7 protein-coding genes are annotated in these 11,550 nt (G+C 64.0%); 4 read left to right on the top strand and 3 right to left on the bottom strand.

Annotated elements, in window-relative coordinates:
- Positions 1 to 117 precede the first annotated feature (117 nt).
- The 3 genes from AB0I81_RS62555 to AB0I81_RS62545 all read left to right on the top strand — a co-directional run bounded on the left by AB0I81_RS62555 (position 118) and on the right by AB0I81_RS62545 (position 6,639).
- The gene (locus AB0I81_RS62555) at positions 118 to 630 is read left to right on the top strand and encodes an IS3 family transposase (protein WP_360679995.1); all 513 of its coding nucleotides are present in this window, start codon (positions 118 to 120) and stop codon (positions 628 to 630) included.
- A 499-nt stretch (positions 631 to 1,129) separates the two neighbouring features.
- Complete coding sequence (locus AB0I81_RS62550) at positions 1,130 to 1,432, top strand: trypco2 family protein (RefSeq protein WP_360679992.1); 303 nt, start codon at positions 1,130 to 1,132, stop codon at positions 1,430 to 1,432.
- Positions 1,429 to 6,639: a trypsin-like peptidase domain-containing protein gene (locus AB0I81_RS62545; protein ID WP_360679989.1), complete on the top strand. Its 5,211-nt coding sequence runs from the start codon at positions 1,429 to 1,431 to the stop codon at positions 6,637 to 6,639. Before AB0I81_RS62550 ends, AB0I81_RS62545 begins: the two co-directional genes overlap by 4 nt.
- A gap of 119 nt (positions 6,640 to 6,758) precedes the next feature.
- On the opposite strand, the gene AB0I81_RS62540 is transcribed toward AB0I81_RS62545, so the two are convergent.
- On the bottom strand, positions 6,759 to 6,911 hold the full coding sequence (locus tag AB0I81_RS62540; protein ID WP_360679986.1) for a hypothetical protein: 153 nt from the start codon (positions 6,909 to 6,911) through the stop codon (positions 6,759 to 6,761).
- 199 nt (positions 6,912 to 7,110) lie between these two features.
- Between AB0I81_RS62540 and AB0I81_RS62535 the strand changes: the two genes are divergently transcribed.
- Complete coding sequence (locus AB0I81_RS62535) at positions 7,111 to 7,668, top strand: very short patch repair endonuclease (RefSeq protein ID WP_360679983.1); 558 nt, start codon at positions 7,111 to 7,113, stop codon at positions 7,666 to 7,668.
- On the opposite strand, the gene dcm is transcribed toward AB0I81_RS62535, so the two are convergent.
- Complete coding sequence (dcm, locus tag AB0I81_RS62530) at positions 7,647 to 9,554, bottom strand: DNA (cytosine-5-)-methyltransferase (RefSeq protein ID WP_360679980.1); 1,908 nt, start codon at positions 9,552 to 9,554, stop codon at positions 7,647 to 7,649. The genes AB0I81_RS62535 and dcm overlap by 22 nt on opposite strands.
- Positions 9,555 to 9,812: 258 nt before the next feature.
- Positions 9,813 to 11,549 (bottom strand): AIPR family protein, encoded by a 1,737-nt coding sequence (locus tag AB0I81_RS62525; RefSeq protein WP_360679977.1) that lies wholly within the window; start codon positions 11,547 to 11,549, stop codon positions 9,813 to 9,815.
- Position 11,550 lies beyond the last annotated feature (1 nt).

Genomic DNA, 11,550 nt, shown 5'->3' with positions numbered 1-11,550 from the left:
TGGTCCCACCAGGGCTACATCAACAAGATCGGACCAGCCCTCTACGGGCCCATGCCCGCCAACCCTTAAGCCTTTGTCTGCAGGCTCTAAGGCCGCCTTCTTCGCGTCCGAGACTCGATGACGCTCGCCAAGTACGAGCTCATCGACGCGGAGAAGGCCCGTCACTCGATCGCGCGGATGTGCGCCTGGCTGGGTGTGTCCAGCTCGGGCTACTACGAATGGCGCGATCGGCCGGCCTCGGCCACCGCGCAACGCCGCACCCTGCTGGCCGCGCTGGTGGCCGAGATCTTCGCCGGCTCGCACGAGACCTACGGCTACCGGCGCGTGCACGCCGCCCTGGCCCGTCGCGGCGAGCACTGCTCGGCCGAGCTGGTCCGGGCCTTGATGCGCGAGCAGGGCTTGGTCCCGGCCCAGGTGCGGGCGTTCCGCCCGTCCACCACCATCCAGGGCGACTTTCGCGGCATCCCCGACCTGGTCGGCCGCGACTTCACCACCGCCCGGCCGGGCACCAAGCTGGTCAGCGACATCACCTCATGGGAGAGCCACAGCGTTGATTGGGCAGGGTGCAGGTCGAGCTGTCGGCGGGTGACCACTCAGACATCACGGACTTCGGTTGAGGTCTTTGTGTAGACGGTGGACGGCTGCGGCCTCACCGATACCCGTGGTGATATCCACTTGCCGACCAGGTCGTCCTGGCCACGCCGCCCGACCTCGCCATCCTCGCGCCCGTCAGCGGCTCGGACACGTACGCGCAGCCCTCCGTCCCTTCGACTGCGTGCCTGTCACCCTCGCTGTCCACGCCGCCCTGCTCTACATGTCGGCCAGTGGCCCACCATCACCGTCCACGACCGTCACCTTGATGTCGCCTTGGGGGAAAGGCGGAGGCATCGCGCCGCCCACCTCGCGCCCGCCGACGAGGAGAGCGCGCGAGATCACGATTCGGGTGCCATGTCTGGATCGGGCCGGTTCGATTTGATCAATCTCTGAAATCAGGCCCCGAAGATGGTTGAGGTCGGCTCGACGAAGAAGCTCAGGTCAGACCGAAGTGTTATGGCGTGAACCCCACGTTCGCCGGTGCAGGGCGATTGCGGCAGGTATGGTGTCCGATCGTCACGAAGGAGGAACGGGAATGGCAGAGATCGGCCTGTCCGAAGCTGTCGGCGCAATTCGCGATGAGCTAGATGAAATACGTCGTGAGGGGAGATCGGAGGATATTCGGTTCGGAGTGGACGCGGTGGAGATCGAATTCGCGGTCGCCGTCACCCGTAAGGGCGGGCTGGACGGCAAGGTGAAGGTGTGGGTGATCGAGGCAGGCGCGAACGCGTCCCTGGAAAAGACCACGACGCACCGCGTCTCCGTAACCCTGGCCCCCAGTACGAAAAACGGTCGGCTGGAGATCGGAGATCGCCGGCCTGCCCCACCCCGCCGGTGATCTCCACTCACCCCTCGGAACGGGCCGTCGAGGTCTTCGTCGGGGAAGAGGGCTTCGGCACCGGTTACCGGATATCCGAGTCGCTTATTCTCACCTGCAGACACGTCGTCGGTGGACCTGGGGAGTGCATGGTGCGGACGGCCGTTCCCCTCGATGGACGGCCCGTTCCCGCCACGCGGGTGTGGACGGCCGAAAGCGCGGGAGTCGATCTCGCTCTGCTGACCGTGGCTTCTTCGTCTCTGCCACCTCTTGCTCCGGCCCAGCTGGGCCGCTTCGCCTTCTCGGCCAGTGGGCGGGTCGGTTTCAAGTCCTGGGCTTTCCCCCGGTCGCACCTGATCGATGACATCAGCGACCTCGAAGAGGTCGATGGAGAGATCTTGCTCGGCTCACATATGAGGACCGGGCATCTGGACCTGCATCGCCGGGGTGCCCCGCTGCGGCAGCCCGAACAGAACAGCGGTGCGTCCGGGGCGGCCATACTGGTGGATGGTCTCCTGGTGGGCGTTGTCGTCGTGGCGCATGATGACGGCAGACTGCTCGGCGTCAGACTGTCGGCAGTCACCGGCCCTCATGATCCTCGTGAGAGCGCGGTCTACGACGAACCCCTCTCCAGCCGAGACAGCTTCCAGGAGTGGTTGAGCGGGGCAGGCATCCAGCTGCCGCCAAGAACCGTCAGACCGTTCGAGGATCCTTACCGGCGTGCGATCGAACGAGTGGCTGGTCGTTGTGAGGACTTCGGAGGACGGGACGATGAGCGCGCACAAGTCGAGGACTTCTTGGCGAGCGACAGTCCATACCTGTTGTGGATTGGCAAGCCCTTCTCCGGCAAGACCGCGTTCGCGGCCGACATCGCTGTTCGTCCTCCCGAGAACACCAAGGTGGTCGCCTATTTCGTCTCCCGTCTGGAGCGTTCACCGCTAGACGACTTCCGCAAGGCGGTGGCCGGTCAGCTGAACCTGCTCGTGCATCCCCCTGAGTCCCGTGACCGCGGCTTCCAGCACCTGGACCCGAGAGGCTATGACCTTGAAGACCTGTGGGAACGGGCGGCTGAACGCGTAACAGGTGAGGGCGGCAGGCTCTTGCTCGTAGTCGATGGTCTCGACGAGGATGAGCAACACGGCTACGGCGGCACGAGCATCGCCTCCCAGTTGCCGGAGATCTGCCTGCCTGGCAGCCATGTGATGGTGACGAGCCGGTACGCGCCCGTCTCCCGAGGGCTGGTCGGCGTCAACCATCCGCTACAAGGCTGCCCGCCGCGCCAGATGATCGCGAATGAGAGATCGAAAGAGATCTGGGACCAGGTAAGGCAGGGCTTGAACTCCTATCTGCACGCGACCGGCCTGACCGAGGGCAGCCTGCACCAAGCCCTGCTCGGGCTCTCGGCCGCGGCAGGAGGGCATCTGACCGTCGCGAACCTGAAGCGCCTCACATCGGTCGGCACGAAGAGCATCGACACCAGCAACTTCGAGATCCGGCGCCGCATGGACAGCGTATTCGCGCGCCTGATCGAGCCCTACGAGGAGCTTGGAGAATCTGGTTATGTATTCGCTCACGACCTCATCCGCGTAAACGTTGAGAGCGCTCTCGGCGAGGACATCAACGAGTACAGGCAGCGAATCAAAGAATGGGCGAAAGGTTCCGCCCATGATGGCTGGAAGTACGATACTCCCGCCTACCTGCTTGTCCATTATCCGCGAATGCTGGCCGGCAAAGGCGATCTCGACGCCTTGCTGACGCTGCACGTGCCTGACCGCTACCGCGTTCTGCACCATCGCACAGGAGCGAATCAGGCGGCGTTTCATGAGCTCGCCGTTACTCTCAACCTGTTGTCGAACCGCAAGGAGCCTGACCTCGCCACGATGCTCCGCCTTGCGCTTTGGGCGGATCTCTTCAGGAACGCGGAGTCCAACCCGCCGCCCTTCCTGACCATCCTCCGGGCCCGGCTCGGCGATTTCGACAAGGCAGAACGCCTCGCACGGAGCACCCACCACCCCGTCCATCGCGTTCAGGCCTTGGCCTGGGTGGCGAGAGCACTCGTCGCCGGTGAGAAGTTCGAGCGCGGCCACCGCACGTTCGACGAGGCGACGTCTTCTGCCCGGGCCATCATCGCCCCCAACAGGCGTGCGATGGCGCTCGCCGAGGTGGGCTGTGCGCTGGTCGAGGCCGGTGATCGCGAACGGGGGGAGAGCCTTCTCCGTGAGGCCGTACCGACAGAGGAGGACATGCCTGACGCCGGTAAACGCGATCGCGAGCTGGAAGGCATAGCGAAGAGAGCGGCGGAGTCGGATATGCCCGGTCTGGCGCTTGAACTGATCCGGCAGATCAAGGACGGCGCGCAACGAGTGTTGATCTGGAAGGAGGCTGCCCGCGCCGCCGCGCACGCCGGCCTGCTGGACACGGCCGAGGATATCGCCCATGCCGCACCGCTGCACGCGAGAGCATCCATCCTGACCGCGCTCGTGGAGTTCACAGCTATGGCAGGCGGCCATGAGCGTATTCGGCGCTTATTCGATGCGATAACGAAAATCGCCGGCAAGAACCTCAAGGGCCGTGAGGACATACTCGGTGACCTGGCGACGGCCGCAGCAGAGGCCGCCCTGCTCGACGAGGCAGACCAGGTCATGGAGATGCTTCTGCACCGAGGCAGAAAGGCCGCGGCCAAGGTGAACGTCGCCCTGGTGGCGCTGGAGCGCAACGATCACGAGCGAGCCGCGCGCGCACTGGCAGCGGCTGCCGCCGTCCCCACCGACGGCGAGCGGCCCGCGTCGCTGGAGCTGGCGGACCTGGCCCGCGTCGCTCTCCACAGAGGCGTACACGATGACGCCAGGCGCCTACTCTGTGAAGCCATGAGTGCCCGGGCTGAAACCGAAGGTCTAGACCCCTCTCTCATCCCGTTGCTGGGTCGGCTCCAACTCGCTCTGGAGACCGAAGGGACCGCGTCGGCCGCCAGAATGATCGCGAACGCCACACGCAATGTTTGGAGTTATCAAGGGGAAGGGAGGCAGGACGACCTGAGATCAGGAATCGCGCGGATCGCGGCACGGAAAGGCCTGGCAGAGGAGGCGGAGCGGGTCGCAGGGGCCATCGTCGACCACGACAAAAGCTCGGAGGCCTGGTCCGGAATGGCTTTGTCGGCGGCGAAGTCGGGTGCGTTCATTGACGCGGAGCGCATGGCGAGCGCCATCCGGGTGCCCAAGGTCCGAAGTTCGGTGCTGATGGAAATCGCTCCCATGGCCGCCATGACAGGTCATCTGGACTGCGCTCAACGCCTCGCTCTGGCGATTCCCCTTGCATCGCATCGTAATTTCGCCGTCACCGACGTGATCCGATCCGCTGTGGACACAGGTCATCTGGACGCCGCCGAACGCCTTGTGCTGGGCGACGTTTTCAGCAGCCCGTTCAGACGTGCCCTGGCTCTTGCCATCGTCGCGGAAGCCGCGAACAAAGCAGGCCATCATGACAAGGCCGAGCGGTTACTCGCGCTTGGTGAACGAGTCTGTTCCAGCGTTCCCAATCTGACGCGCATGAGCATACCGTTGCCCGAGATCGCCATTGCCGCGGCCGAATCAGGTCGGCACAAGGACGCCGAGGCCATCGCCGCCTACATCACCGCAGATATGAAGTCCCGCGTCCATGCGCTGACTGAGTTGGCCGCTCGTGCCCCGGTGACGGAGCAGCATCGGGCCAGACGCCTGGTCGCCGACGCCGAAGAGACGGTGGCACACTTCCAGAAGAGCGATGCCCGCGTCGGCACTCTGGTGAAGATGGCCCGTCGGCTCACAGCGGCCGAGGGCGGAGGACACACCGTGAGGCTGCTGGGCAAGGCCCTACGAGCTGCGAATGCCGTGCGTCCCTGCCGCCGGATCGGCTTTCTGATGGGGATCGCCGACCTTCGGGCGCAGATCGGCGAACGAGAGCCCGCCAAAGCAGTGATAGAGGAGGCCAAGAGGGTCGCGTTGTCGATCGAGTCGAGTAAGAACCGGGCGGTGGCGCTGGCAAGCATTGTCCGGCGCGCCGAAACCATCTGCGACCTTCCCTATCTGAACGACTTGCTCAAGATCGCCAAGCAGGTGACGTTGAGCATACCGAACAAGAAATACAGAGGTATCGGGCTCACCGTGCTGGCCTCCTCCTCGCTGGCGGCCAGAACCCATAACGGCAAGATCGGCAGAGCCCTCCTGGCCCAGGCCATGCGTATAGCGGTCGAGGAGACCGACGAGATGTCGCGGTGCACGATCCTCGCGCGCGTGGCAAGGGCCACTTCGCTGTTCAACAACCCTTCGTACGCTGATCGCATCCTCGCCAAGGTCGAAGATGTCGCCGCTGACGTGACGCAGCAGAAGACCAAGGCATGGCTGCTCACCGTTCTCTGCCGTGCCAGCGTGGAGTGTGGCCTCCTCACAAGGGCGGAGTGCATCGCGGTCACTGCCGCCACCGCATGCGGTGAGCACTCCGCGCTCGGGGTCGTCGCCGTCGCCGCCGCGGGGAACGGAGACGAGGAGAAGGCCAGGCAGCTGATCGAAGAGGCGGTCAAAGCCGCCAGGACGGGCACCAGCCCGCAGGCCCGCGAGAAGGCGTTGGCCGGGGTCATCAGCCATGCCATAGGGGCGGGCTTGTTCGATCAGGCCGAACGCCTCGCCGCCTGGGGGATCCGCTACCAGGGGCGTCGGGCCGGGATCCTGGGCGATCTCGCAGCCGCTGCCGCCGGACACGGCGATCAGGAGACCGCCAGGAGACTGATCGGTGAAGTGATCCAAGCCGTAAGGACAGGCCTGACTCCACAGACCAGGGAGAAGGTCTTGGCGCGTGTGACCACGAACGCCATGCGGGCGGGCCTGTTCGATGAGGCCGAACGTCTTGCCACTAGCAAGCTTCGCTCCCAGGTCGACCGGGAGAAAGCTCTGGCCGGTATCGCCGTCGCCGCCGCCAAGGCGGGACGATTCGCCGAGGCCGAGCGATGGGCCACCGGGATCGCCGACGACGCCGAGCGAAGCGCCACCATGGCCGTCCTGGCCCGGGCCGCCATTGCGGCGGGCGACGAGGGCTTGGCGCGGCGCATGCTGGGCTGCTCCTTGCCCCATGGCGCGGGCCTAGATGTAATCGTCAGGCTGGAGCCGGCGGTGGCGCGCACCATCGTGGAGGCGCTGGATGAGATCCAAGAGTACGTTGGAGATGACGACGAAACGGCCGAGCGTAATCCGGTCTGACGGGCATCAGGGATCACCGTTCGGCCACTGATCTCGCGTCGATGGCGCGCGCAGACGACGCCACGTCATCCCCCCCCCGCTTGCGCAGCGCGGGGTCAGGGGATGGGACGCCTGGCGTGTCAGCCGTCCAGGGCCCACGGCCGCAGCTTCTCCGGGTTGCGGACCACCCAGATCCGGGTTACGCGGTCGTCGGCGATCTCGAACGAGGCCACCGCCGTGACCTCGCCCGCCCGCTCGGCTACCAGCCCCGGCACACCGTTGACCGACCGCACCACAAGCTCCAGCCCCGGAGTCTTGTCGGCGACGGCGACACGACCATGTACCGGGCGATGCGCGCGCCGCTTTCGACAACCCGGCAGCACATGTCAGCCTCTGGGGACTGAGGGCTCGAACTGGATGGGCATTCCTCTGTGAAGGGTGATACTACGCGAAAGAGGCGGCAATTTCTCCTTTAGGGCAAGGGCACGGAATATGACGAATGTCTGGTTGTTAAGGGTTTGTATGGCGACAAAGGCCTCGGACGGGGATGGGAAGGTGTCATCAGACACCACGCTGCCAGCCCGCCGATCCTCTGGATCGAGTAGCAGAGGGGCATGGAAGGCAACAGAGAAGGGAGCACACCTCCGCGGAAGACGTACGCGTAACACGCATCCCGAGGTGCAGCTGCGGCGGGCGGTTCATGCCTTGGGGCTCAGGTTCCGCCTCCACCGTCGTCTGGTTGCCAGATGTACCCCGGACTTCGTGCTTCCCAAATGGAAGCTCGCTGTCTTCGTTGACGGATGTTTCTGGCACGGATGCCCCGATCACTCACCGGTTGAGTTCAAAGGCCCCAACGCGGAGAGATGGCATCAGAAAATTGACACGAATCGGGCCAGAGATGCTCGGAACAACACTGTCCTTACCGAGTCCGGCTGGCGGGTGCTGCGCATCTGGGAATGCGAAATCAAAGAGGACCTCCAGCATGCCGCGCGTCGCGTGGAGCAAGAGGCCCGAAGCACCGACCGGACTTACCGGCCAGTAGAGCGTTGACGCATCCGGGCGCCCGTGTTGCTCGAAGCGCACCAATCAGCAAGAGGACACCCGCCGCAGTTGAGCTCTGCTGGCAAACAGACGGTCATTCCCACTAGGCGGAGCGTTGCCATGCGCAGCGGTGCGTCATCGCCACCGCCCACTAGGCGGGCAAGGTCAACTCGGCCGTCGGTCAGTCGGTTCACCTTGTCGGAGTCGCTACCCATCACCCGGGCGGCGACGCGCAGGGACAACTGCGACGTCAACATGAGGTCGTGGCCGCTGAGGAGTGTGAGAAGTGCGTCCTCGCCAGGCAGAAGTTTGAGCTCGTCAGCAAGGTCCGCAGGGTTCTTCCATATGCTCTGCTTACGCGTTAGCTCGGTGAGGCGATCTAGTCGACGTACAGCCTTGACGTTGTCGAGACTCTCCACCAGCCGATGATGCTCCTTGAGCGTGAGCTTTTTCGCGCCCCTAAGAGGCTCAAGCGCGCGCGCCATGTCGTTGAGGTCGACCCGGCTGAAACTGAGCATGGCAACGATGGCAGCGACGGCGGGAGTTACGTCTGGCCCGGGCAGGTTGAACCAGTTCGGTCCCTGGCGCTGTTCCATGCCCCAGGCAGTGAGGTGCTTGTGGAAGGCGAGCCACCGATTCGTCGCGGGAAAGAGCGCCTCCTGGAGGTCCTCTGTTGGGGCGACCGCCTGCGCCGCGGCCTTACCCAACTCGGGAGGCACAGCATTACCGATCTGTCGGAATGCGTCACTGCGTGTGCCCGCGAAGCGGAAGTGGTCAGGGAAGGTCTGTATCCGTGCGGCCTCCCGGACCGTGATGGTCCTGTGCTGTTCGGGATGGATGTACCAGTACCCATCCTTCGCGATGTGAGCGGTGATGGACCTGCTACGTTCGTTCCAGTCGAGTCGCTTGTACTTGTCGTCGAAGGTGTCAGCCTTGTACCGGCGGAGCTTCTCAGGGATATCCGAGTACAGCGTGGTGTGGTCCATGAGCTTGAAAGTTTCGAGGTCGTCAGGCCGGACCGGCCGGGTCATGTGGTCCCAGACCTTTCCGATGTGCTCGCCCTCGACCATGTTTTCACGCATGCGTCGCGCGAATTCGGAGGGTTCGGCCGTCGCAGGGTAGTCACGACAACGGCCACCCAAGGGATCCTCGTCGGTCAGCGCAGGAAGATCTTCGATTGCGTCACGAACGGTGACGAACTCGGTTCGAGGCTCCGGCCAGGGGAACTTTTCGTCGTCGTTCCGTGCCAGGACGATCAGACGCTTCCGGTGTTGGGGAACACCGTACTTCCATGTGTCCACCAGTCGAACGTCTGTGTGGTAACCAGCGTCCTCCAGCTGCTCCGCTATCTGACGGACCACCTGGAAGTCGTCTCCGAGCGCCATGTCCGGGACGTTCTCCATGAGGACTGCGCGCGGTCTGATCGCGAGGGTGACCTCCAGGAAGGCACGCCACAGATCCTTGCGGGCGTCATGTGGGTCACGTCCAGCCTGTTCGACCAAGCTGCGGATCTTGCTGCGGCCGGCTCGGCTGAAAGGCTGGCACGGGGGGCCGCCCGCGACCAGGTCGATGCTGGTCTGCTTGAGTAGGTTGATCAACTTGGCGCGTTGGCCGAAGTCCGAGAGATCGACCTTCAGGGCGAGGCCCGTGAAGTTGGCGCGGTGGGTTTCCAGCGCACGGTCGTCGTGGTCCACGGCAACGGCGACAGTCCACTTCGCCTGTTCCAGGCCGTGGCTCAAGCCGCCGGCGCCGGAGAAGAGATCAACTGCGAGCTTCTCCCCTGCGGCGATCTTCTTGCGACACCATTCGGCGAAGAGCTCCTCGGTGCAGGCGTCGTCAGGTTGCGGTAGGCGAAGTACGTCACTGCGGTGCAGCTTCACCCCGTAGAACGACACGCATCCTCCCTGTACCGCAACGGCCTCCAGGAGAACACGAGGTCCCTGGCCAAGGCAAGTTATTCTTTCGCACCAGGAGGCACTTTGGCCTCCCAGTGGGCCACGAACCTCGAAAACCTATCGCTCTGGTCGCGAAGATCCAAATTGCTCTCCAGCCGGGAGATCAGGCAGCCGGTACTCAGGGTAATCGAACGCTCTGACGAAAGCGCGTGAAGCAACCCTCGGGCCTCCAGATTGCCGTGGGGTAACTGAGGAAGCTCAGATGCCGACCCAGGAGATGTCCTGGACCTTCTTCCAGCAGTCCTCCTTCTTGCACCACTCGGTCACGTTGCCAGCACCTGGAGCGTCCAGCAGGGCCTCGCGGACGGGTCCGCTCAGGTGTGCCACGGCGCGTAGCATCGCGGAGGAGAGTCGCTGGGTCCGCCAGACTGCTCTCAGCGTCCCCTCCACGTCGATCTCCTGGGACAAGCGCGCGACGGTGTAGGCGGTGACGTTGGCCAGGTAGCCCGCGCCCGGATTGAGCCGCTGGATCTCCTTTCGCGCATGGGAGTAGAAGATCGCCTTGGCTACAAGATCACGGAAGTACTGCTCGTCGGGCAGCAGAAGGCCGGGTGCGGACAGAACCTCCAGTGTCCAGTGGTGGAAGCATTTCTGCGCTCCCAGGCTGACAGTGTGGGGCTCTGCAAGAAAGGTCATCTCGAACTTGGCAGCGTCAGTCTTGGTGAACTTCTGGGATCGTGGATGTTCCCTGTCGAAGATCCTCTGCTGCGCCTTCGAGTGCCGGGCCCGGTCAACCTGGTACTGGCCACGCACCCGCTCGTAGTACCAGTGGCTCTCATGTTGTGATCCGTCCGTCGCCGGCGCCCAGAGCCTGCGGGACAGACGTTCGAGCTCAACGTGGAAGGGACTGTTCGACTGGAAGTCGGCTTCGTTGATCGGGTTCTGGGAGTTGGCGTACAACGAGATCTGGGGAACGAGTTGGTCCAGCAACTCCGGGTCGACAACGGTGATCTTGGCTGGCACGTGGATCTTGCTGAGATCTGCCCGGTCCCGCCTCGCTGCATGGTGCAGCGAGGCGGTGGTCTGACCGCCGTTCACGATCTGGACATCATCCAACCGAACAAGGACGGCTTGACCGTCCACTCTGTCGAGAGCTACACCTGTTGCGGTCATCGATATGCCGTTGTTGTAGGCGAGGAACCTTCCGGGAGTGTCACGGATGGTCTGGTTGAGTCCTTTGTTGACCTTGCCACGCGCTTGGAGGAAGGCACGGATATTTCTCTGCAGCAGCTTGGATCCGTGCTCCTCGTACATGTCGGCGAGAAACTGTCCCGGAATGACCGTCAGGAAGCACCGGTGGTTGTGGTCCGAGACCGGGGCGGGAAGGCAGGGGAGGGACTGGCCCAGCTCTCCGAGATCGATGCTGATCGGTTCCTCGCGGCGGCCGGAGCTGGCAAGCCGGTGAAGTCGTTCGATGTCCCAGATGTGCTGGGCCACCGGGATTCCGTCGAGGCTCTGCTCAGGCAGGGCCGTCAGAGTGGTTCGCGCATCGGTGAGGAAGAACAGCCTGATTTTGCCGAACTCGGCCCAGTTGGCATGGATGGTCTGCGCCATGTCGAATTCGGGACTCGACTCCTCCATTCGCATGTGGTGGCCGTCCCTGCATGCCGTGGCGAAGTTCAACGCCCAGCGCAAACGCTTGGTCACCTGGTCCCGCGGCAGTGTCTGACCGAAGTACCCGTACTCCACGACTGCAAGATCTAGAACGCCGCCGTCGTCGCTGATGTAGTAGCCGGCGACACCCATTCTGCTCCTGCCGAACTGGGCGGTGTGGTAGCAGGGGCGGAGATCTTCCAGAGTGCCGTCCTCGATCAGGTAGTCGGCCACCACCTGGACGAAGACGTCGCGCTTGAGCCAGCCCGGTTCCTGACCGAGTCTGTCCTCCACAAGTTGCTCGAGGTGGATGGCGAACTCTTCGGCAGTCTCCCCCTCCACC

The sequence above is a fragment of the Nonomuraea sp. NPDC050404 genome, from assembly GCF_040655495.1.
Classification (GTDB): Bacteria; Actinomycetota; Actinomycetes; order Streptosporangiales; family Streptosporangiaceae; genus Nonomuraea.
The sequence above is the reverse complement of the archived record's forward strand: the minus strand, read 5'-3'. Positions and strand labels throughout refer to the sequence as shown.

Bases quoted from the DNA above. Each gene is read 5' to 3' on its own strand.
- AB0I81_RS62555 (WP_360679995.1), top strand. From the start codon at position 118: ATGACGCTCGCCAAGTACGAGCTCATCGACGCGGAGAAGGCCCGTCAC.
- AB0I81_RS62550 (WP_360679992.1), top strand. From the start codon at position 1,130: ATGGCAGAGATCGGCCTGTCCGAAGCTGTCGGCGCAATTCGCGATGAG.
- AB0I81_RS62535 (WP_360679983.1), top strand. From the start codon at position 7,111: ATGACGAATGTCTGGTTGTTAAGGGTTTGTATGGCGACAAAGGCCTCG.